The organism is Cellulomonas terrae (assembly GCF_007990265.1).
Taxonomy (GTDB): Bacteria; Actinomycetota; Actinomycetes; order Actinomycetales; family Cellulomonadaceae; genus Cellulomonas; species Cellulomonas terrae.
Genome location: NZ_BJWH01000031.1, coordinates 14,867 through 36,960, shown reverse-complemented (window position 1 = coordinate 36,960; position 22,094 = coordinate 14,867). Strand labels below are relative to the sequence as shown.

General features: G+C 73.9%; 16 protein-coding genes. 11 read left to right on the top strand and 5 right to left on the bottom strand.

The window, feature by feature from the left end; genetic code table 11:
• A partial coding sequence (locus CTE05_RS19150) for a DNA translocase FtsK (RefSeq protein WP_371863381.1) occupies positions 1-2,588 on the top strand: 2,588 nt, incomplete at its 5' end.
• On the top strand, positions 2,585-4,783 hold the full coding sequence (locus tag CTE05_RS19145) for a putative bifunctional diguanylate cyclase/phosphodiesterase (RefSeq protein WP_146847893.1): 2,199 nt from the start codon (positions 2,585-2,587) through the stop codon (positions 4,781-4,783). The genes CTE05_RS19150 and CTE05_RS19145, both read left to right, overlap by 4 nt.
• On the opposite strand, the gene CTE05_RS19140 is transcribed toward CTE05_RS19145, so the two are convergent.
• Positions 4,773-6,092: a CapA family protein gene (locus CTE05_RS19140; protein WP_146847892.1), complete on the bottom strand. Its 1,320-nt coding sequence runs from the start codon at positions 6,090-6,092 to the stop codon at positions 4,773-4,775. The genes CTE05_RS19145 and CTE05_RS19140 overlap by 11 nt on opposite strands.
• A 54-nt stretch (positions 6,093-6,146) precedes the next feature.
• Between CTE05_RS19140 and pgsA the strand changes: the two genes are divergently transcribed.
• The 3 genes from pgsA to CTE05_RS19125 all read left to right on the top strand — a co-directional run bounded on the left by pgsA (position 6,147) and on the right by CTE05_RS19125 (position 7,842).
• On the top strand, positions 6,147-6,740 hold the full coding sequence (gene pgsA, locus CTE05_RS19135; RefSeq protein ID WP_146847891.1) for a CDP-diacylglycerol--glycerol-3-phosphate 3-phosphatidyltransferase: 594 nt from the start codon (positions 6,147-6,149) through the stop codon (positions 6,738-6,740).
• Between the two features lies 1 nt (position 6,741).
• Positions 6,742-7,215: a CinA family protein gene (locus CTE05_RS19130; RefSeq protein WP_146847890.1), complete on the top strand. Its 474-nt coding sequence runs from the start codon at positions 6,742-6,744 to the stop codon at positions 7,213-7,215.
• A gap of 285 nt (positions 7,216-7,500) precedes the next feature.
• Positions 7,501-7,842 carry a helix-turn-helix domain-containing protein gene (locus CTE05_RS19125; protein ID WP_146847889.1) on the top strand — a complete coding sequence of 114 codons (342 nt, stop codon included), beginning with the start codon at positions 7,501-7,503 and terminating at the stop codon, positions 7,840-7,842.
• Positions 7,843-8,102: 260 nt separating this feature from the next.
• On the opposite strand, the gene CTE05_RS19120 is transcribed toward CTE05_RS19125, so the two are convergent.
• Positions 8,103-8,861, bottom strand: coding sequence for a DNA-formamidopyrimidine glycosylase family protein (locus CTE05_RS19120; RefSeq protein ID WP_146847888.1), 759 nt, complete (start codon positions 8,859-8,861; stop codon positions 8,103-8,105).
• Between the two features lie 12 nt (positions 8,862-8,873).
• The gene (locus CTE05_RS19115; RefSeq protein WP_146847887.1) at positions 8,874-13,745 is read right to left on the bottom strand and encodes an ATP-dependent helicase; all 4,872 of its coding nucleotides are present in this window, start codon (positions 13,743-13,745) and stop codon (positions 8,874-8,876) included.
• 63 nt (positions 13,746-13,808) lie between these two features.
• Here CTE05_RS19115 and CTE05_RS19110 point away from each other — a divergent pair, with 63 nt between their 5' ends.
• From CTE05_RS19110 to rny, 6 genes are all read left to right on the top strand, one after another.
• Positions 13,809-14,042 carry a DUF3046 domain-containing protein gene (locus CTE05_RS19110; protein ID WP_146847886.1) on the top strand — a complete coding sequence of 78 codons (234 nt, stop codon included), beginning with the start codon at positions 13,809-13,811 and terminating at the stop codon, positions 14,040-14,042.
• A gap of 12 nt (positions 14,043-14,054) precedes the next feature.
• Positions 14,055-16,133, top strand: coding sequence for an alkaline phosphatase family protein (locus tag CTE05_RS19105; RefSeq protein WP_146847885.1), 2,079 nt, complete (start codon positions 14,055-14,057; stop codon positions 16,131-16,133).
• Positions 16,130-16,906, top strand: coding sequence for an MBL fold metallo-hydrolase (locus CTE05_RS19100; protein ID WP_146847884.1), 777 nt, complete (start codon positions 16,130-16,132; stop codon positions 16,904-16,906). The genes CTE05_RS19105 and CTE05_RS19100 overlap by 4 nt, the downstream gene beginning before the upstream one ends.
• A 208-nt stretch (positions 16,907-17,114) precedes the next feature.
• Positions 17,115-18,155 carry a recombinase RecA gene (recA, locus tag CTE05_RS19095; RefSeq protein WP_146847883.1) on the top strand — a complete coding sequence of 347 codons (1,041 nt, stop codon included), beginning with the start codon at positions 17,115-17,117 and terminating at the stop codon, positions 18,153-18,155.
• Positions 18,156-18,163: 8 nt separating this feature from the next.
• Entirely contained in the window at positions 18,164-18,751 is a 588-nt protein-coding gene (locus CTE05_RS19090; RefSeq protein WP_146847882.1) for a regulatory protein RecX, read from the top strand.
• A 185-nt stretch (positions 18,752-18,936) separates the two neighbouring features.
• Positions 18,937-20,496 carry a ribonuclease Y gene (gene rny / locus CTE05_RS19085; protein ID WP_146847881.1) on the top strand — a complete coding sequence of 520 codons (1,560 nt, stop codon included), beginning with the start codon at positions 18,937-18,939 and terminating at the stop codon, positions 20,494-20,496.
• Between the two features lies 1 nt (position 20,497).
• Here the strand turns inward: rny and CTE05_RS19080 are convergent, their stop codons facing one another.
• Both CTE05_RS19080 and CTE05_RS19075 read right to left on the bottom strand, forming a co-directional pair.
• Complete coding sequence (locus CTE05_RS19080; RefSeq protein ID WP_146847880.1) at positions 20,498-21,358, bottom strand: amino acid ABC transporter permease; 861 nt, start codon at positions 21,356-21,358, stop codon at positions 20,498-20,500.
• Positions 21,355-22,044: an amino acid ABC transporter permease gene (locus CTE05_RS19075; protein WP_146847879.1), complete on the bottom strand. Its 690-nt coding sequence runs from the start codon at positions 22,042-22,044 to the stop codon at positions 21,355-21,357. Before CTE05_RS19075 ends, CTE05_RS19080 begins: the two co-directional genes overlap by 4 nt.
• Positions 22,045-22,094: the final 50 nt, after the last annotated feature.

Below are 22,094 nucleotides of genomic sequence, written 5' to 3'. Positions count from 1 at the left end.
CCCGCCCGCAGGGGCGGAGGCCCGCGCCACCCCCGCCGCGACCGGCCCTGCCGGTCCGCATCGTCAAGGGCGTGTTCATGGGCACCGCCCACCTCGTCGGCGGGACCGCCCGCCGGGTCGGCCACGGCGCCCGGGACCTCGACCCCGCGCACCGTCGCGACGGTCTGGCGTTCACGCTCCTCGGTCTTGCGATCGTCATCGCCGCGCGCGAGTGGTGGGACCTGTCGGGCACCGCCGGCGCGGTCGTGCACAACGTCGTGGCCGGGACGTTCGGGAAGGTCGGCGTCGCCGTGCCGCTGGTCCTGCTCGGGCTGGCCCTCCGGCTCATGCGCCACCCCGAACGCGTCGAGGCCAACGGCCGCATCGTCATCGGGATCGGCGCCATCACCCTCGCGGTCTGCGGCCTCGTCCAGATCGGCGCCGGGCTGCCCGGCACGGACGACATGGCGGCGCTGCGCCTGGCCGGAGGGATCGTCGGGTTCCTGATCGGCACGCCCCTGGCCAGCCTGCTCACCCCCGGGGTCGCCGTCGCGCTGCTGGTCCTGCTCGCCTTCTTCGGTGTGCTCGTCGTCACCGCGACGCCCGTGCACCAGATCGTCCCGCGCCTGCGCGGCGTGTACGACAAGCTCACCGGCAACCACCGCACCCCGCCCGACGAGGCGGAGGACGACGCCCCGCTGGTCATCAACGCCGGGCACACCGCCGTCGCCGAGATCGAGGCGCCGCCCGCCAAGCGGGGACTGCTCGGGCGGCGGCGCAAGCGCGCCGACCACAGCGACGAGCCGGAGGACACCCGGCTCGACGCGTACGACGGCGACGAGGCCTTCGAGCGTGCGGCGATCGTCGCGGCGGCCGAGGCCGAGGCGGAGGCCCAGGCGGCCCGCGACGCCGCACCCGACACGGTGCCGACGACGGTGGTGAGCACCAAGGCCCCGCTGCGTGCGCCCGAGCCGACCCCCGTCCCGCGCGGCGAGCAGCCGATGCTCGGGGGAGACGTCCTCTACACGCTTCCCGCCGAGGACGCGCTCGCCAAGGGTGCGCCGCACAAGGTGCGGTCGGCCGCGAACGACCGCGTCGTGGAGTCCCTGACCTCGGTGCTCGAGGCGTTCGAGATCGATGCGCAGGTCACCGGCTTCACGCGCGGGCCGACCGTCACGCGCTACGAGGTCGAGCTCGGCCGGTCGGTCAAGGTCGAGCGTGTCACCGCGCTGAGCAAGAACATCGCCTACGCGGTGGCCAGCGCGGACGTGCGCATCCTGTCGCCGATCCCCGGCAAGTCCGCGATCGGCATCGAGATCCCCAACACCGACCGCGAGACCGTCTCGCTCGGCGACGTGCTGCGCTCCAGCGCGGCCAAGCGCACCGAGCACCCGATGGTCATCGGCGTCGGCAAGGACGTCGAGGGCGGCTACGTCGTCGCCAACCTCGCGAAGATGCCCCACCTGCTCGTCGCGGGCGCCACCGGCGCGGGCAAGTCGAGCTTCGTGAACTCGATGATCGTCTCGATCCTCATGCGCGCCACGCCCGACGAGGTCCGCATGGTGCTCGTCGACCCGAAGCGCGTCGAGCTCACGCTGTACGAGGGCATCCCGCACCTGATCACCCCGATCATCACGAACCCCAAGAAGGCCGCCGAGGCGCTCGAGTGGGTGGTGCGCGAGATGGAGGCGCGCTACGACGACCTCGCGAACTTCGGGTTCAAGCACATCGACGACTTCAACACCGCGGTCCGCGCGGGCAAGGTCAAGCCGCTGCCGGGCTCGGAGCGCAAGATCGCGACCTACCCGTACCTGCTGGTGGTCGTCGACGAGCTCGCCGACCTGATGATGGTCGCGCCGCGCGACGTCGAGGCGTCCATCCAGCGCATCACGCAGCTGGCGCGCGCCGCCGGCATCCACCTGGTCCTGGCCACCCAGCGCCCGAGCGTCGACGTCGTCACCGGCCTGATCAAGGCGAACGTCCCGTCACGCCTCGCGTTCGCGACGAGCTCCCTGACGGACTCACGGGTCGTGCTCGACCAGCCCGGCGCCGAGAAGCTCATCGGCCAGGGCGACGCGCTGTTCCTGCCCATGGGGGCCGCCAAGCCCATGCGTACGCAGGGCGCCTGGGTGTCGGAGTCGGAGATCCACGCCGTCGTCGAGCACGTCAAGAAGCAGCTCAAGCCCGTGTACCGCCAGGACGTCACCGCCGCGCCGGTCAAGAAGCAGGTGGACGAGGACATCGGCGACGACCTCGACCTGCTGCTGCAGGCGGCGGAGCTCGTGGTCACGACGCAGTTCGGCTCGACGTCCATGCTCCAGCGCAAGCTGCGGGTCGGCTTCGCGAAGGCGGGGCGTCTCATGGACCTGCTCGAGTCGCGCGAGATCGTCGGCCCCTCCGAGGGGTCGAAGGCCCGCGAGGTGATGGTGCAGGCCGACGACCTGCCGGGCACCCTGGCGATGCTGCGGGGTGCGCCTGGCGAGGACGAGGGCGGCGACCGGTACGCGACCACGGACGGCGCGCTGCCGGGCGAGCCGCCGGAAGCGACCGACTACTTCGACGGCGCCGAGGAGGACGACGCCGGACGCTGGTCCGGCGGGGGTCGGTGAGCGCCGCGTTCCCCGACCCGTGGGGGGTCGTCAGCACCGTGATCGCGTGCGTCGCGATCCTGTCGCTCGTCGCCGTGCTCATCCTGCTCGGCCAGCAGCGCGCGCAGGTCCGGCGGGCGAACGAGCTGCTCGAGCTCTCGCGCGAGCTGCGGCACCGCTACGACGCGCTGCAGGCCGTGACGAAGGAGGGCGTGCTCGTCCAGTCCCTGTCCGGCCGCGTGCTCGACATCTCCGAGCGGGCGGCCGCGATCCTGGGTGTCGACGCGAAGGCGTCCGTTGGGCGGTCCGTCGGAGACCTGCCGGTCGTGCTCGTGAACGAGATGGGCCTGGCGATGAACCCCGCCGCGGTCCTGGGGCACCGCTCCGGGGTGGCCCGCGCCGGGTGGACGGTCGACTCCGAGCTCGTCGGGGTCGCGCTCCCCGGCACCGACACCACCCAGGCACGCATGGTCCAGGTGGCGAGCCAGCTCGTGCCCGCCGGGGACGGGGACGCCGCGGCGGTGCTGACCACGCTCGTGGACGTCACGGGCCGCCGGGAGGTCGAGGCGGCGCTGACGCGCAGCGAGATGCAGTTCCGGGTCGCGATGGAGAACGCACCGATCGGGATGGCGCTCGTCGACCTCGAGTGGCGGATCGTCGAGGCCAACGCCGCGTTCGCCGAGCTGCTGGGCACCAGCGTCGGTGCCCTGCGCGGATACCGCATGGAGGACCTGAGCACCCCGGAGGGCCGGCCCGCGGAACGTCTCGAGGTCGACCACCTGCTCGGTGACGGCCAGCACCGGTTCTCCCTCGAGAAGCGGTACCAGCGGGCCGACGGCCACCAGGTGTGGGTCGCGCTCGACGCCGCGCTGGTGCGCACCCCGACCGGTGCGCCGGACCACTTCGTCGTCCAGGTGCGCGACTCGACGGAGTCTCGCCTGCAGGCGGAGATGCTCACCCACCGGGCGATGCACGACCCGCTGACCGGTCTGGCGAACCGCACCCTGCTCCAGGAGGTCCTCCAGTCCGTCCTCGAGCAGCCGGGCGTCGTCGACCGTGTCGCGGTCCTGGCCTGCGACCTCGACGGGTTCAAGGAGATCAACGACCGCTACGGCCACGCGGCCGGCGACGAGGTGCTCGTGCACGTCGCCGGGGTGCTGCGCGCGGCGACCGCGCGCCGCGGCACGGTGGCGCGGCTCGGCGGCGACGAGTTCGTGGTCGTGGTGCAGGACCTCGACGGCCCGCGCGCCGTGTTCGAGGTCGCCGCCGCGATCCACGCCGGGCTGCAGGAACCGGTCCGGGTGGCTCGCCGCCGGCTCAACGTCGCGGCCAGCATCGGGATCGCCCTGGCCGACCCGGACTCGATCGAGGGCGGTGCGCCGGGCCTGCTCGCCGCCGCCGATGCGGCGCTGTACCGGGCGAAGGGTGCGGGCCGCGGCCGGACGGAGGTCTACGACGCGTCGATGGCCATGGGCTCGCCGTCGGACCTGCACCGCGAGCTCACGGCCGCCATCGCGGAGGACCAGCTCGTGGTCCACTACCAGCCGATCGTCGACCTGGCCGACGCCCGCGTGGTCGGGTACGAGGCGCTCGTGCGCTGGGAGCACCCGAACCGCGGGCTCCTGCTGCCCGCCTCGTTCCTCAGCCTCATCCAGGAGGCGGGCATGTCCGTCGCGCTCGGCCAGCTCGTGGCCCGGCGCGTGGTCGAGTTCGTCGCCTCCATCCACGACCGGACCCGGTGGGTGTCGGTCAACGTGTCCGCCGACCAGCTGGGGGACGGGGAGTTCGCGACGACCCTCCTGTCGGAGATCTCCCGGCACCGGCTCACCGCCGGTCGGATCGTCGTCGAGCTGACCGAGTCGTCGCTCGTCGCGTCCGGCACGCGGATCCGCCACGAGCTCACGCAGCTGTCCGCGGCCGGCGTGCCGATCCTCCTCGACGACTTCGGCACCGGGGTGTCGCCGCTGTCCTACCTGCGGGACCTGCCCGTCGCGGGCGTGAAGCTCGACATGTCGTTCACCTCCGGCATCCCCGAGGACCCGACCGCCGGCAAGGTCGCCCGAGCGCTGGGTGCGCTGGCGCGCGAGCTCGCCATGGTGACCATCGCCGAGGGGATCGAGCACGAGGAGCAGGCCGAGTACCTGCACCGCAACGGCTGGCGCTACGGGCAGGGCTGGCTGTACGGCAGCGCCCAGCCGGGCGACATCACCCGCTGACGCGCGCGACGACCACGGGCGGCGGACCGGTCGTCGCCGGCGGGGTGGTGCGCTGCGGTGCCTCCGTCCCGGCTGCGGCGACCGCGCGCGCCATCCGGTCGGCCACCTGGCCGCCGCTCAGTGAGCCGGCGCCGGCCGGGATGTCCACGAGGGCGTGCACCTGGTGCCCGCCGAGCCGGTCGACGGTGATCGGGGTCCACGCGACGCCGGTCACGCGCACAGGCCCGGCAGCGCGGCCCTCGGCCGGGAAAGCGCCCGAGGCCCTCACCTGAGCCGACAGGAGCAGGCCCGAGTCGGTGCTCGGGGCGCAGCAGGCGCCGTCCTGGTTGGACAGATGGTTGCCCAGCCCGTAGGCCACCCACATGCCCTCCCCGCGAGGGCCGCCGCCGAGGCGGACGACGGGCTGCGGGACGTGGGCGTGGTGGCCGACGACCAGGTCGAACACGCCGGAGTCGGCGAGCTCCTGGTCGATGGCGAGCTGCTGGGGGGAGGGCTCGGAGCGGTACTCGACGCAGCAGTGCACGCTCGCGATCACGAGGTCGGCGCCCGCGGCGCGGGCAGCGGTCGCCTGCGCCACCATCGCGGGGACGTCGATGCGGTCGACCGACCACGGCTTGTCGGCGTCGACCGGCATCCCGTTGGTGGCGTAGGTCGCAGCGACGTGCGCGACGGTCACCGTCCGGCCGCCGCGCTCGAGCGTGTACAGCTGCGGCTGCGCCTGCTCCACGGCGCTCCGGGCCGTCCCGACGTGCCCGAGCCCGGCGGCGTCGAGCGCGTCCAGAGTGGCCGTGATGCCGGCGAAACCGCGGTCGACCGAGTGGTTCGACGCCGTCGAGCAACCGTCCCAGCCCTGGTCGCGCAGTCCGGCCGCGATCGCCGGCGGCGTGCCGAAGAGCGGGTACCCGCTCGGCGGGGTGCCGGCCGGCGCCACGGGCACCTCGAGGTGGCACAGCGCGAGGTCGGCGCCCTGGACCCAGGGGTCGAGCGGACCGAGCAGCGGCCCGAAGTCGTAGCCGTCGGCGGTGCGGGCGCTCGAGAGCACCGGCAGGTGCGGGAGGACGTCTCCCGCGGCGACGATCGAGAACTCCACGTCGGGGTCGGGGGTCGGGGTGGGAGGCGTCGTCGGCGTCGGCGTCGCGCTGGGGCTCGCCGTGGCGGTCGCGCCCAGGACGGTCGGCTCAGCCGCGCCTGGTTCGACCCACGGCCGCAGCGCCACCACGCTCGCCGCGAGGTTCACCACGACGAGCAGGAGGATCGCGAGGGAGAGGACCGCAGGTGAGTGTCTGCCGGCGCGGGCATGCTGGGTCACGCGCGGATTCTACGGGTGCACGGGGCATCTCCCGGGCCCCTCTAGGCTGTCCGGGTGGTCGACGCCGTACCCTCCGCCTGGAACCTGGCGAACGTGCTCACGGTGCTGCGCATCGCGCTGGTGCCGTTCTTCGCCTGGGCTCTCCTCGCCGACGGCGGGCACACCACGACCGGCAGGCTGATCGCGACGGCGCTCTTCGTCGTGGCTGCAGCGACCGACCGCCTCGACGGGTGGCTCGCACGCCGCTCGGGCCAGGTCACGGACCTCGGCAAGATGCTCGACCCCATCGCCGACAAGGTCCTCATCGGCACGGCCCTGGTCCTGCTGTCGTGGCTGGGGGACCTGCCGTGGTGGGTGACCGTGATCATCCTCGTGCGTGAGCTCGGCATCACCGCGATGCGGTTCTTCCTCCTGCGCTACGTGGTGCTGCCCGCGTCGCGGGGCGGCAAGCTGAAGACCGTGCTGCAGTCGGTGGCGATCGGCCTCTACCTCCTCCCGCTGGACGTGCTCCCGGAGTTCGTCTCGGTCGTGGCCACGGTCCTGATGGGCGCCGCGCTCCTGGTGACGGTGGTGACCGGCGTCGACTACGCGCGGACGGGGCTGCAGATCCGGCGCACGGCCGGGCGGCCACCGGCCGCCGGGCTGTGACGTGTCGCTCGCGGCGGACCTCCTCGCGGCCCTCGGGGCTCGCGGCTGGTCGCTGGCGGTCGCCGAGTCGCTGACCGGCGGGCTCGTCTCGGCCGCGCTGGTCGACGTGCCGGGCGCGTCGAGCGTCCTGCGCGGCGCGGTCGTCGCCTACGCCACCGACCTCAAGGGGACGCTGCTCGACGTGGACCGTGGGCTGCTGGACGCGCGGGGTGCCGTCGACCCCGAAGTCGCCGCAGCGATGGCCGCAGGCGTCCGGGCGCGGCTGGGTGCGGACGTCGGGCTCGCGACGACAGGCGTGGCCGGACCCGACCCGCAGGACGGGAAGCCGCCCGGCACGGTGCACGTCGCGGTGTCCACGCCGGACGGCTCGACCGTGCGGTCCCTGCTCCTGACGGGGGACCGGGCGCTGGTCCGGGCCCGGTCGACGGACGCCGTGCTGGCGCTGGCGGTCGAAATTCTGGGCCGACCGGGGTGAATCTGCGGCCCGGCATGGGTGGACGGCCTCGCGAGCGGGAACACTGTGAGGGGTCACATCGTTGGAACCACCGTGATGAGCACTCGACCTCCGGCACGACGCATGCCTTCGCGTGTCGGCGGTGCAAGGTACGGTGGAATCCTTCCGGCGACGGGGCAGCCGGTTTCTGTGGTGAAGGGCTCAGCAGTCGGGGGTCCTGAGAGGAAGAGCTCTGTGGTTCCGGGTCCGCGACGGACTCCGGCTCCCGGAGCGGACGTGGCACGTGACGCGAGAGGGGGAGCCCGAATGGTTGTACTCCGTCGAGAGATCGGCGATGTGCTGCGGGACGCGCGACAGCGCCAGGGGCGCACCCTGCGTGAGGTGTCGTCGGCAGCCCGTGTCTCGCTCGGGTACCTGAGCGAGGTGGAGCGGGGTCAGAAGGAAGCGTCGTCGGAGCTGCTCAACAGCATCTGCGAGGCGCTCGACGTCCCGATGTCGCTCGTCCTGCGCGAGGTCAGTGATCGTGTTGCCGTTGCCGAGGGTCTGCTGATCCCCGACACGGTGCCCGCGGACCTCGCGGCGTCGGTGGCCGGTGCCACCGACTTCGGGTGGGCGCGGTCGCGGTCGGAGCTCACGCCCATCGGCTGACCGGACGGCGACGGCCGTCCATGTATGACCTGCCGGACACCCCGGCGGTCGACGGGTCGCTGCCCAGCGCCCGTGACGGCGGACAGAGATGTCCGGTCGTCCTCCTGCACGGTCCGTGGACCCCTGGTCCGCGGGCCGTTGCTCGTCGCGGGAGGTGCGGCTGGCGTCTCGACGCGCTCGCGACCCGGTCGGCTCTGATGGGTGCCGGTCGCCCGGTGCGCGCCGGGGACTCGGCTCGTCCGGACCCGACCAGAGCCCCGTCAGTCGGGGGCGGCCTGGCAGCGCGGGCAGTAAAAGATCGGCCGCTGCATCGGCGGTCGGCGTGCCTGGCCGACCGCGATCGGGGTGCCGCAGCGGTGGCACGGCTGCCGCGTCCGTGCGTGCACGTGCTCCGGTGAGCGGCCGTCGACCACGGAGCGCCGCATCTGGCGACGGGCCACGGCGAGCTGCCGGGACGCGTCGACCTGGTCGGCCGGCGTCCACGGCCAGAGCTGCTCCGCCCACAGGGACTCGGCGGCGAACAGGGTGCCGATCCCCGCGACCACGGTCTGGTCGAGCAGTACCTCGGCGACGGGGGTAGCCCCGCGCGCGGCCCACCGGCGCAGGATCTCGTCGGCGTCGACCGGGTCAGCGAGGATGTCCGGCCCGAGGTGACCGATGAGCGTGCGCTCGTCGCGCGTGCGGACGACGTCGAGCATGCCGAGGTGGTGCCCGACGGCGGTCCAGTCTGCCGTCGCCAGGACCGCACGGACGTTCGCCGCTCGGCCGGCGGCGGCCGACGTGCCCGTCCGCCAGATGCGCCAGTAGCCGTCCATCCGCAGGTGGGTGTGCAGCGTGCGGCCGTCGTCGACGCGGGTCAGCAGGTGCTTGCCGTAGGAGACGGTCTCCAGCACGGTCCTGCCGACGAGGTCGACCGTGGCGGCGGACGGCCAGCGCAGGTCGGACCGGATGAGGACCTTCCCGGCGAACGCCAGCTCGAAGCGGTTCGCCGTGCGCTTCAGGACGTCGCCCTCAGGCACGTGCGCTCGCCGTCACGGCCGGTCCCGCAGCCGCAGGCCGCGTGGTGTGGCGGCGAAGCCCGCGGCGACGAGCGCTTGCCCGAGCGTGCTGCGCAGACCGCCCTCGAGCACCTCGACGCCGTCGACCCGCACGATCGTGAGCCGGCCGGTGCGCCGGACCCGGGCGGTCGTGGCGAGCCCCTCGGCGGCGGCGGTGAGGACCCCGGTGTCCGAGGTGAACGTGAGGACGGTACGGCCGCCTCGCTCCAGGTAGAGCACGAGGGCGCCGTCGACGAGCACCACGAGCGCGCCCGCCTTCCGGCCCGGCCGGTGCCGGCCTGCTCCGGCGTCCGACGAGTCGGGACCGGCGACCGGCCACGGCAGCGACGCACCGTAGGGGTTCGCCGGGTCCGTCGCCGCCAGGACGACGACCTGGAGGTCGGTCGGACCGTCCTGGTCGGCGGACCGCTCGACGACCTGGGCGTCGACGCGCAGCCGGTCGACCGCTCCCGGCAGCGCGAACTGCGAGCCGCCGAGGCGCTCGACGAAGTAGCCGCGCCGCACCTGCCCGCCCTGCTCCAGCGCGGACAGCACGCGGTACACGTCGGTGAACCGCGAGCCGATGCCCTCCGCGGGGGCGACCGCGCGCGTCAGGATGCCGTGCCGGTCGAGGAGCTGGGCAGCCAGTGCGTGGGCCCGCAGCGTCGGGTCGGGCTCGCGGGCGGGCAGCAGCGACCACCGGCCGCCGCTCGCGGCGCCGTTGAGCCCGAGCGAGGTCGCGCGCGTGCCCGGGTCCGCCGCCAGCTGCACGGCCGCGCGCAGCCCGAGCCGCGGGCGCAGCGGGCGTCCGCGCGGTGCGGCCGCCCGGGTCTTGTGCGCCGTGCTCCCGCTGCCGAGCCACGCGCGCAGCGGGGCGAGCCCGTCGTTGGTCACGTGGCCGGTCCAGACGAGGTCCCACACGGCGTTCGCGACCTCCGCCTGGCTCGGCGACGCGTCGTCCGGCCGCAGCTGGCGGACGCGCTCGGTGAGCGCGCCCAGGAACCAGGCGCCGCCGCCGCCGAGCGCCTTGAGCAGCGCCTCGTGCAGCGGGGTGTCGGGGGTGGCGTCCGCGGGCCGGAGGGTCAGGTCGGCGACCGCCGTCGGGTGCAGCGAGACCAGCCCGTCGTGGCCCGCGAGAGCGCCGTGCCCCGCCCAGACCACCTCGCCGGCGGCCGTCAGCTCGTCGAGCATCGCGGGGCTGTAGTCGGCGACCCGGGCCGGCAGGACGTGGGTCTCGAGAGCCGATGCCGGCATGACCGCGCCGGCGAGCTGCTCGACGACGCGAGCGACGCCGTCGACGCCGCGCAGGGTGCCGGTCGCGGAGCTGCGCCCGACCCGCCCGACGGGCTGCACGCCCTGCCAGCGCGGCAGGAAGACGCCGAGCGCCTGCGGGTCGACGGGTTCGACCTCGGCGCGCAGCGCGGCGAGCGACCGGCGGCGTAGCGTCCGCAGCACGTCGGCGTCGCAGAACTCGTCGCCCGTGCCACCCAGCACGTCCGGGCGCAGCCGACCCTGGACCAGCACGCCCCGGCCCTCGAGCCGGCGCAGGGTCTCCGTCACGACCGCGACGCCCCAGCCGAAGCGCGCAGCGGCCTGGGCGGCCGTGAACGGCCCGTGCGTCCGGGCGTACCGACGCAGGAGGTCACCCACGGGGTCCGGCACGACCTCCGTGAACACCTCGGGCACGCCGACAGGGAGCGCGACGCCGAGCGCGTCCCGCAGGCGGCCGGCGTCCTCGATCGCCGCCCACTGCTCGGAACGCTCGGGTGCCACCCCGCCGAGCCGGACGCGGATCAGGCGGCGCGCCGCCTCCAGCTCGGACAACCAGGTCAGGATCTCGTCGCGCACCTCGGACTTCGCGCGCTCGGCGACCTCCGACGCGGTCAGCGGACCGTGCCGCCGCACGGCGTCCGCCAGCTGTTCGAGCGTGCCCGCCTGCCGCTCGGGAGCCCGTCCGCTGAGCTCGGCCTCGGTGCGCAGGACGGCCTCGGGGTCGAGCAGGTCGGCCAGCTGGGACTCGCCGCCCTGCCCGAGGAGCTCCGCCAGGAGGGTGGGGTCGAGCGTCAAAGCAGCGGCACGGCGCTCGGCCAGCGGCGCGTCACCGTCGTAGAGGAACTGCGCGGTGTAACCGAACAGCAGCGACTGCGCGAAGGGCGACGGCTGCGTGGTCGTGACCTCGACGACACGGACCCGGCGCGCCACGACGTCGCGCATCAGGGTGGTGAGGGCCTCCGTGTCGAAGTCGTCCTGGAGGCACTCGCGCACGGCCTCGAGCAGGATCGGGAAGTCGGGGTACTCGGACGCCACCGACAGCAGCTGCGCGGACCGCTGCCGCTGCTGCCAGAGCGGCTGTCGGCGGTCCGGCCGCCGCCGGGGGAGCAGCAGGGCCCGGCTCGCGGCCTCCCGGAACCGCGCACCGAACATGGCCGACGAGCCGAGCTCCGCCTTCACGGAGTCGAGCACCTCGTCCGGGTCGAGCAGCAGGTCCGCCAGGTCGACCCCGGGACCGGTCGACTCCGCCCAGGGGTCGTCGACCAGGGAGCCGTCCCCGGCGTCGAGCATGTCCGGGAGCCGCAGCACGATCCCGTCGTCCGAGTGCATCGTCGCGGCGTCGACGCCGTACTTCTCGCGCAGCCGCGCGCCGATGACGATCGCCCACGGGGCGTGCACGCGGGCGCCGTAGGGGGAGTGCACGACCACCCGCCAGTCGCCCAGCTCGTCGCGGAACCGCTCCACCACCATCACGACGTCCGTGGGCAGCTCGCCGGTGGCCTCACGCTGCTCGCGCAGGTAGGTCAGCAGGTTGTCGGCCGCCCACGCGTCGAGGCCGGCCGCCTCGACGCGCACCCGGGCGTCCTCGTCGGAGAGCGCACCCAGCTCGCGCACCCAGCGACCCATCGCCTGGCCGAGCTCCGCGGGCCGGCCGGGGGAGTCGCCCTTCCAGAACGGCAGCCGCCCCGGCACCCCCGGAGCGGGCGTCACGAGGACACGGTCGGGCGTGATGTCGTCGATGCGCCACGTGCTCGACCCGAGCGTGAACATGTCGCCGACCCGCGACTCGTAGACCATCTCCTCGTCGAGCTCGCCGACGCGCTTGCCGCCGCGGACCGTCCCGCCCGAGCGCTCGGCGTCGACCGGGACGTCGCTCGTGGTCGCGCCGCCGGCCAGGAACACCCCGAAGAGACCGCGGTCGGGGATGGTGCCGCCGCTGGTCACCGCGAGCCGCAGCGCCCCCGGCCGGCCGCTGAGCACGTCGCGCACCCGGTCCCACACGATCCGGGGCCGCAGCTCCGCGAACTCCTCGCTCGGGTACCGGCCCGCGAGCATGTCGAGCACCGCGCGCAGCGTCGCCTCACCGAGCCCGGAGAACGGAGAGGCACGGCGCAGGACGGCCGACAGCTCGTCGAGCGACCAGTCCTCGACCGCGACCATCGCCACGATCTGCTGCGCGAGGACGTCGAGCGGGTTGCGCGGGACGCGCATGGCCTCCAGGGCGCCGTCCCGCATGCGCTGCGCCGTGACCGCCGCGGGCACCAGCTCGCCCCGGAACGTCGGGAACACGATCCCGCGCGACACGGCACCCACCTGGTGGCCGGCGCGACCGACGCGCTGCAGCCCGCTGGCGACCGACGGCGGCGACCCGACCTGCACCACCAGGTCGATGGCACCCATGTCGATGCCGAGCTCCAGCGAGCTGGTGGCCACCACGGCGGGCAGCAGACCGGCCTTGAGCTCCGACTCGGTGCGGGTGCGCTCCGCGCGGCTCATCGAGCCGTGGTGGGCGCGCGCGAGGATGGTCGCGGCGTGCCGGGTGTCGATGCCGACGGCCGTGCCGGACTGCGCCGGGATCGCGGCCGCGGTCAGCGTCGCAGGGTCGGGCACGTCCTCGCCCGAGCGCTCGGCCCAGACCTCGTTCATCCGGGCGGTGAGCCGTTCCGCGCCGCGCCGGGAGTTGGTGAACACGAGGGTCGACCGGTGGTCGGCCACCAGGTCGACGACGCGCTCCTCGACGTGCGGCCAGATCGACGGCCGCGGCAGCTGCCCGGCGGCTGCGCCGGACAGGTCGAGGTCGTCCGGCGTCACGTCGTTGCCCCGCAGGTCCGACAGGTCCGGGACGGGGACGACGACGTCGACGACGATCTTCTTGGTCGACGGCGGCTGCACGACCGTGACGGAGCGACCGCGGTCCTCCGGCGTGCGGGCACCGCCCAGGAACTCCGCGACGACGTCGACGGGCCGGACGGTGGCGGACAGCCCGATCCGCTGCGCCGGTCCCGGGCCGCCCGGGTGGTCGAGCAGGGCGTCGAGCCGTTCGAGCGAGACGGCCAGGTGCGCACCCCGCTTGGTGCCCGCCACCGCGTGGATCTCGTCGACGATCACCGTGCGCACCCCCGCCAGCCCCGCCCGCGCGCCGGACGTGAGGACCAGGTAGAGCGACTCCGGCGTGGTGATGAGGATGTCCGGCGGCTTCGTCGCGAAGGCCCGGCGCTCGTTCGGCGGCGTGTCGCCGGTGCGGATGCCGACCGTGACGTCGGGGAGCTCCAGCCCGAGGCGCGTCGCCGCCTGCCGGATGCCCACCAGCGGGGAGCGCAGGTTGCGCTCGACGTCCGTGGCGAGGGCCTTGAGCGGTGACACGTACACGACCCGACAGCGCTCGACCGGGTCGTCGGGCCGCTGGCCCGTGAGGAGGTCGTCGAGCGCCCAGAGGAAGGCGGCGAGCGTCTTGCCGGATCCGGTGGGGGCGACGACCAGGGCGTGCTGTCCCCCCGAGATCGCGGTCCACGCGCCGAGCTGCGCGGTCGTGGGCTCGGCGAACGCACCCGTGAACCAGGTCCTGGTCGGGTCGGAGAAGCGGTCGAGCACCACCCGGACATTGTGTCGGCACCCACCCACACCCGCGCGCGCCCAGCGGGTGGCAGGCTGTCGTCCGTGAGGTTACGAGAGTTCTGGCTGCTGGTGGACGAGGTCCTCGGCAGCGCGCACGGCAGGGAGCTCACCCGTGAGCTCGTGCTCCGGGGGCTCGACCAGCGCACCGCCATGCAGGCGCTGGACGAGAACGTCGAGCCCCGGACGGTGTGGCACGCCCTCTGCGACGAGCTCGAGATCCCGGAGAACGCGCGCTGGGGTGCCGACGCCCGCCGACCCGCGCCACCGCGGGCCTAGGAAAGAGGACCGATGACCTCGTCGAGCGGACTGCGCACACCCTCCTGGCTGCCCACCGTCCGCGACCTCGGCGAGGCGGTCCTGACGCTCCTGACCACGACCGTCGGCCTCGCGGTCGCCGTCGCGCTCGTCGACGGCGTCCGGGCCGACACCCCGTGGGCGATCGTGCTCGCCGCCGCCGTCGTCGCGGCTGGAGACCTGCTCCTGCGCGCCCCGCTGCGGTTCCTCGCACGTCGAGGCAGCGCCGCGCTCGCCCTGGGTCTCGGCCTGCTCGCGCAGGTGGCGGTGCTGTGGCTGGCGCTGTCGGTCGTCCCGGGCATCGGCGCGGACAACCTCTGGTCCGTCCTGGGCGTCCTCGTGCTCACGGCGATCGTCATGGCGGTCGGGCGGTGGGTGATCGGCGCGAGCAACAGCGACTACGTGGTCTCCGACCTGGTGCGGCGCGCACGTCGCCAGGCGCGTCGCGAGGGCGTCCGGTCACCGTCGGCGGGCGAGCCGCGCCCTGCGGGGATGCTCGTCGTGCAGCTGGACGGCGTCGCCGCGCCGGTGCTGCGCGAGGCCATCGAGGCCGGGCTGGCACCCAACGTGCAGCGGTGGATGACGGCGGGCAGCCACACGCTCGAGGAGTGGTGGGCGCGGATCCCGTCGACGACGCCCGCGAGCCAGGCGGGACTGCTGCACGGCGACTCGTCGCAGATCCCCGCGTTCCGCTGGTGGGACCGGGACCTCGGCCGGCTCGTCGTGACCAACCACCCCGAGGACGCCGCGCTCGTCGAGCAGCGGCTGACCACCGGCAAGGGGCTGCTCGCGGGCGGCGGGACGGCCATCTCGACCATGTTCTCCGGGGACGCCGCCACGAGCTTCGTGGTCATGAGCAGGTCGCGCACCAAAGGTCCCGACGGCGGTCTCGGCCCGGGCCCGGCGTACGTGCGCTTCTTCGCGAGCCCGTTCGTGCTGGCCCGGGCGGTGAGCGTGTCCGTGGGCGAGATGTTCAAGGAGCTCTACCAGGCGCACCGCCAGAGGATCCGCGACGTGCGGCCCCGCATCTCCCGCGGCGGCTGGTACGTGGTGCTCCGGGGCATCACCAACGTCCTCCTGCGGGACCTGAACACCTCGCTGGTGGCGGAGGCGCTCCTGCGCGGCGCGCCGACGATCTACGTCGACCTCGTGGACTACGACGAGATCGCGCACCACGCGGGACCGACGCGGCCCGAGTCGCTGCGGTCGCTCGAGGGCCTGGACCGCGTGCTCGGCACGTTCGAGCGCGTGGCAGCCGTCGCGCCCCGGGACTACGAGATCGTCGTGGTCTCCGACCACGGCCAGGCGCTCGGCGAGACCTACGAGCAGCTCGGGGGCGAGACGCTGCTGGACTCGGTGCGCGCGCTCATGGCCGAGCCCGCCGCCGACGGCGTGACGAGCGACACCGGCGAGGACTGGGGCCTGCTCAACGCGCTCGTGAACAGCGCGCTGAACCTCTCCCGCGGGTCCGCCGTCCTCGGTCCCGACCAGGGGCGGCCCAAGCAGCCCGCCGCCGCGGGGGACCTTCCCGACGTGGTCACCGTGGGCTCGGGGAACCTCGGTCTCGTCTGGTTCCCGCAGGTGCCGCACCGGCTGACGCTCGAGGACCTCCAGGAGCGCTGGCCCGGGCTCGTGACCGGCCTGGCGGCCCGACCGGGCGTCGGGGTCGTCGTGGTCGACACGGAGGAGCAGGGCCTGGTGGCGATCGGCCCCCGCGGCCTCGTCCTGCTGGAGCAGGACGGCGCCGTGCCCGAGGGGGAGGACCCCCTCGCGCCGTACGGCCCGCGCGGGCTCGCGGACCTCGTGCGGGCGGCACGCCTGCCCCACACGGGTGACCTGCTCCTGATCTCGACCGTCACGGACCGGGGCCACATCCACGCGTTCGAGGGTCAGGTCGGGTCGCACGGCGGCATCGGCGGCGCGCAGAACCACGCGTTCCTCCTGCACCCCGCACGGTGGGAGCTGGCCGACGAGCTGCGCGAGCCCGTCGGCGACCACGAGATCCTGGTCGGCGCCGAGGCGGTGCACGAGCAGCTGGTGCGCTGGGCGGACGCCGCCGGCCTGCGGCCATGACCCTGCGGCTGCGCTGGCTGGGGCACGCGAGCACCGTGCTCGACGTCGACGACGTCCGCCTGCTCACCGACCCGCTCCTGCTCCGGCACGCCGGGCTCCTGCGCCGCCGGGGCGCTGCCCCTCGCCCCGCGGACTGGCAGGGTGCCGACGCGGTCCTGCTCTCGCACCTGCACCACGACCACGCCGAGCTCGGCTCGCTTCGGCTGCTCGACGACGTGCCGGTGCTCACCGCCCCGGCGAACGCCCGCTGGCTGCGCAGCCGCGGCATCGGCGCCGCGGCCGGGCTCTCCGACACGCACTGGTGGCAGGTGCCCGGCTCCGACGTCCGCCTGCGGCTGGTGCCCGCCGTGCACGTGCACCGGCCGATGCCCCACCGGCCGAACGCGGCGCACGGGTTCGTGGTGGTGACCGACTCGTTCCGCGTCTGGTTCGCGGGGGACACCGCACCGTTCGCGGCGATGGCGGACCTCCCGGCGCTCGCCGGCGGTCCGATCGACCTCGCGCTGGTGCCCGTGGGCGGGTGGGGTCCTCGGCTGTCCGGGGGGCACATGGACGCCGTGCAGGCCGCGCGCGCCTGTGCCGTCGTCGGCGCGCGCGCCGCCGTCCCGGTGCACTGGGGGACGCTGCACGCCCCGGTGTCGCGACGGCTGCCACCGGGCTGGATGGACCGCGCGGGACCCGCGTTCGCGCACGCCGCAGCGCGGGTCGCACCGTCCGTGCACGTGCACGTGGTGGAGCCGGGAGAGCAGATCGAGCTGGTGCCGACACGCTGACGGCGTGTCGCAGACATCGAACACCTGTTCGTCTAGGGTGGTGGACGCGGGTGCACGACCGACCCGCCCACAGCCCCTGCCGGCACCTGCCGGGTCCCGGGGACGAGGGCGGTTGCGGCCGGGATGTCGGTGGTCGGACATAGCGTCGCTCGTGACAAAGACCAGCCCCCGTACCGCAGCGCAGCTGCTCGAGACAGACGAGGTCGACATGCCCGCACCGAAGGATCGCGAGAAGGCCCTCGAGGCCGCGCTCAGCCAGATCGACCGCCAGTTCGGCAAGGGGTCGATCATGCGGCTCGGGGACGACGGCCGTGCCCCGGTCGAGGTGATCCCCACCGGCTCCATCGCCCTGGACGTCGCTCTCGGCATCGGCGGCCTGCCGCGCGGCAGGGTCGTGGAGATCTACGGCCCGGAGTCCTCCGGCAAGACCACGCTCGCGCTGCACGCGGTCGCCAACGCGCAGAAGGCCGGCGGCATCGCGGCCTTCATCGACGCCGAGCACGCGCTGGACCCGGAGTACGCCAAGAAGCTCGGCGTCGACACCGACGCGCTGCTCGTCTCCCAGCCGGACACCGGTGAGCAGGCGCTCGAGATCATGGACATGTTGATCCGCTCCGGCGCCATCGACGTCATCGTCGTCGACTCGGTCGCCGCGCTCGTGCCCAAGGCCGAGATCGAGGGCGAGATGGGGGACAGCCACGTCGGCCTCCAGGCCCGGCTCATGTCCCAGGCGCTGCGCAAGATCACCGGCGCGCTCAACTCGTCCGGCACCACGGCCATCTTCATCAACCAGCTGCGCGAGAAGATCGGCGTGATGTTCGGGTCGCCCGAGACGACCACGGGTGGCAAGGCGCTCAAGTTCTACGCGTCGGTGCGCCTGGACATCCGCCGCATCGAGACGCTCAAGGAGGGGACGGACGCCGTCGGCAACCGGACCCGCGTGAAGATCGTCAAGAACAAGATGGCCCCGCCCTTCAAGCAGGCGGAGTTCGACATCCTCTACGGGGTCGGCATCTCCCGCGAGGGCAGCCTCATCGACATGGGTGTCGAGCACGGCTTCGTGCGCAAGTCCGGTGCCTGGTACACGTACGAGGGCGACCAGCTGGGCCAGGGCAAGGAGAACGCCCGTGGCTTCCTGCGGGACAACCCGGACCTGGCCAACGAGCTGGACAAGAAGATCAAGGAGAAGCTCGGCATCGGCGCGCGCGTCGACGCACCGGCCGACCCTGTGCCGGCCGTGGACTTCTGAGCAGCCGGATGACGAGCAGTACCCGACGTCGGGGGCGGTTCGGCACCGAACCGCCCTCGACGGGTGCCGCCGCGCAGGATGCCGAGCCGGACCAGGAGTCCGTGGCGCGCGCGATCGCGCTGCGGCTCCTCACCTCCTCGCCGCGCAGCCGGGCGCAGCTCGCCGAGGCGATGGCGCGCAAGGACGTCCCCGACGACGTCGCCGAGCGTGTGCTCGACCGGTTCACCGAGGTCGGGCTGATCGACGACACCGAGTACGCCCGGATGGTCGTCCGGACCCGGCACGCCGAGCGCGGGCTCTCTCGCCGGGCGATCGCCGTCGAGCTGCGGCGCCGCGGGATCGACGACGAGACCGCCGGTGACGCGCTCGAGCAGGTCGACGCGGACGACGAGGAGGCGGCCGCCCGCCGGCTGGTCCGGCGCAAGCTCGCCTCCACGTCGGGGCTCGACGCGCAGACCCGGTCGCGCCGGACGTTCGCGGCGCTCGGGCGCAGGGGCTACCCGCCCGGCCTCGTCGCACGGCTGGTGCGCGAGGAGCTCGCGGCGCAGGGCTCGACCGACGACAGCGACCTGGACGGGTTCGACGGGGTGCACTGATCTGGACCTGCGCGACGGAGCCCGATGACCTGGACGGGTCGGGCCGGGTGTCGTGACCTGGACCCGCCCGACGGGTGCCGTGCCTGGATCGGCGCGGCGTCGTGCCACGACCTTTCGGACGGCCGGGGACACACCGGTCGCGACTCGGGCGGTCTGCACCCGAACGGCGGTAGGTGTGCGCGACAATGGCCGCTACCCGCGCACCGGCACCGCTGCGCGACGGGCGGTCGGACCAGGAGGACGTTGTGGACGCAGGCGCCACCGGCACGATCGTCGGGTTGCTCGGCGCCTGCCTCGTGGCGCTCGTGCTCGTCCTGGTCGCGCGCCGGGAGGCCGGCATGCAGCGCGCCCGTGCGGAGGCCGACGTGGCCTCCATCAAGGACGCGGCTCGCGCGTTGCGCGAGGACGTCGAGCGGCGCGAGAAGCGGCTGAGCGAGCGGGAGCAGTCGGTGGCGAGCGACCGGGTGGAGGTCGACGAGCTCGAACGCCGGCTGCGTGCCGAGACCGAGGCCGCCGCCGAGGCTCGCCGAGCGGGTGCCCGAATCCTGGAGGAGTCGGAACGCGCAGCAGCGGCACGCGCGGCGGCTGCCGAGAAGGCCGCGCTCGCCGAGCTCGAGTCGGTCACGGGACTCACCGCGGACGACGCCCGCGCCGAGCTGACCCGCCGGATCGTCGAGCAGGCGCAGAACGACGCGGCCGCGCAGGTCCGGCGTGCGGAGGCCCAGGCGCGGCGGACCGCCGACGCCCGGGCGCGGCGCATCGTCACCACGGCCGTGCAGCGGCTCGCCGTCCCGACGAGCACCCAGTCGCCGCTCACGGTGCTGCCGCTCCCGTCCGACGAGATGAAGGGCAGGATCATCGGCAAGGAGGGCCGGAACATCCGGTCCTTCGAGGCGCTGACCGGGGTGAACGTCCTCGTCGACGACCAGCCCGACGCCGTGGTCCTGTCGTGCTTCGACACGGAGCGCCGCGAGGTCGCCCAGGTCGCCCTCGAGGCGCTCATGGCCGATGGCCGCATCCATCCGCAACGGATCGAGCAGGCCTATGCCGAGGCGCTCGCCGGCGCCGACGAGCGCACCGACTCCGCCGGACACGACGCCGCCGAGCGCGCCGGCGTCAGCGGTCTGCACCCGACGCTGGTGCGCACGCTGGGGCGGCTGCGCCTGCGCACGTCGTACGGGCAGAACGTGCTGGAGCACCTCGTCGAGACCGCCCAGCTCGCCGGCGCCCTGGCCGCGGAGCTGGGCGCCGACGTCGAGGTCACCCGTCGGGGTGCGTTCCTCCACGACGTCGGCAAGGCCCTGACCGCTGAGCTGCCCGGGACGCACGCGATGCTCGGCGCGAACCTCGCCCGCCGGCACGGCGAGTCCGCCGCGATCGTCAACGCCATCGCCGCGCACCACGACGAGGTGCCCCCGGAGACGGTGGAGGCCGTGCTCGTGCAGGTCGCGGACGCCATCTCGGCGTCGCGGCCCGGGGCACGCCGCGAGGAGCTCGGTCAGTACGTCGAGCGCATCGACAAGCTCGAGCAGCTCGTGGCCGCGCACGACGGGGTCCGGCGCGCGCTGGCCATGTCCGCGGGCCGCGAGGTCCGCGTCATCGTGGAGCCGTCCGAGGTCGACGACTACGCCCTGCCGCAGCTGGCGGTCGCGATCGCCCGCCACATCGAGGCCGACCTCGCCTACCCGGGGGAGATCACCGTGACGGTCGTGCGGGAGATGCGCGCGAGCGCGACCGCCGGCTGACTCAGTCGTTCCCGGTCGCGACCACCAGGCTCGGCGCCTCGGCGCGCGGCTTGCCGGCGGTGCGCTTGCCGACGCGCCCCGCGAGGGCGTCGGCCAACCGGGTCAGCCCGTAGTTGATGACGATGAAGATCAGCGCCGCGACGACCAGCGCCTGCAGGATGTTGCCGTTGCCGGAGCCGAACCGTCGCGCCGCGTCCAGGAGCTCCGGGTAGGTGACGATGAGGCCCAGGGCCGTGTCCTTCAGGATGACGACCAGCTGACTGGCGATCGCCGGGAGCATCGCGATGAGGGCCTGCGGGACCTCGACCAGCCGCAGCGACTGACCGCCGCGCAGGCCGACGGCCAGGGCCGCCTCACGCTGACCGCGCGGCAGGCCGTGCACGCCGGAGCGGACGAGCTCGGCGAACACCGAGCCGTTGTAGAAGGTCAGGCCGAGCACGACCGCGACCAGCGGGACGTCGGACGGGTCGAGGATCTGGAGCTTGCCCAGGCCGAGGTAGAAGAAGATCATCATCAGCAGCACGGGGACGGCGCGGAAGAACTCGACGATGGTCCCGCTGACTGCACGTACGGCGCGGGACGGCGAGAGTCGGCCGAGCCCGAAGGCGAACCCGAAGACTGCGGCCGTCACGATGGAGATCGCGGCTGCCTTGAGCGTGTCGAGCAACCCGGGGATCAGGTAGTCGACCCAGGGGCTGGCGGTCAGGAACGGCGTCCACAGTGCTGCGTCGAGCTGGCCCTTCGCGTTGAGCCGGAGCAGCACCCAGGCGCCGATGCCGGCGACGACGAGCGTCGCGACGATGTTGACCCAGACCATCCGTCGGCGGGCGACGGGACCGGGGACGTCGAACAGGGTGCTCATCGGGCCACCGCCAGTCGTCGCGAGAGTGCGGTGGTCGCCAGGCCGATCGGCACGACGATGAGGACGAAGCCGAGCGCGAAGGTGAGGAAGATCGCGACGATCACGTCGGGCCGGAACTCGATCATCGTGCGCATGAGGCTCGAGGCCTCCGCGACGGACGCGGCGGCGGCCACGGTCGAGTTCTTGGTGAGCGCGATGAGCACGTTGCCCAGTGGGGCGACGGAGCCGCGGAACGCCTGCGGCAGGATGACCAGCCGCGCGGCGGGCCAGAACGACAGGCCGATGGCGCGGGCGGCCTCGGCCTGGCCGACGGGCACCGTGTTGACGCCCGACCGCAGCGCCTCGCAGACGAACGCAGCGTGGTAGACGGTCAGCCCGACGACGGCGAGGCGGAAGAAGTTCGTCGTGAAGTCGGGGGAGAGGGTGATGCCCAGCTGCCCCCAGAGCCCGAGCACGCAGAAGACCATGATGATCGTCAGCGGGGTGTTGCGCAGGAGCGTGACGTACGTCGAACCCGCCCACTGCAGGCTCGGCACCGGTGAGATGCGCATCGTCGCCAGGACGGTGCCGAGGATCAGCGCGAGGATCCCGGCGAAGAACGTCAGCTGGATGTTGACCCAGAAGGCAGCGAGCACGTCGAACTCGTCGAACAGCGACAGGTACTGCTGGAGGAAGCCGTCGTCCACCGACGCTCCTTGCTCTCGGAGGGCTCTTCGAGGGACCGGGGGCCCGCGCT

What these genes read in the sequence shown, in the direction of transcription:
- CTE05_RS19125 (WP_146847889.1), top strand. Translation starts at nt 7,501, where the DNA reads ATGGTTGTACTCCGTCGAGAGATCGGCGATGTGCTGCGGGACGCGCGA.
- CTE05_RS19105 (WP_146847885.1), top strand. Translation starts at nt 14,055, where the DNA reads ATGACCTCGTCGAGCGGACTGCGCACACCCTCCTGGCTGCCCACCGTC.
- CTE05_RS19100 (WP_146847884.1), top strand. Translation starts at nt 16,130, where the DNA reads ATGACCCTGCGGCTGCGCTGGCTGGGGCACGCGAGCACCGTGCTCGAC.
- recA (WP_146847883.1), top strand. Translation starts at nt 17,115, where the DNA reads ATGCCCGCACCGAAGGATCGCGAGAAGGCCCTCGAGGCCGCGCTCAGC.
- CTE05_RS19090 (WP_146847882.1), top strand. Translation starts at nt 18,164, where the DNA reads ATGACGAGCAGTACCCGACGTCGGGGGCGGTTCGGCACCGAACCGCCC.
- rny (WP_146847881.1), top strand. Translation starts at nt 18,937, where the DNA reads ATGGCCGCTACCCGCGCACCGGCACCGCTGCGCGACGGGCGGTCGGAC.
- CTE05_RS19080 (WP_146847880.1), bottom strand. Translation starts at nt 21,358, where the DNA reads ATGAGCACCCTGTTCGACGTCCCCGGTCCCGTCGCCCGCCGACGGATG.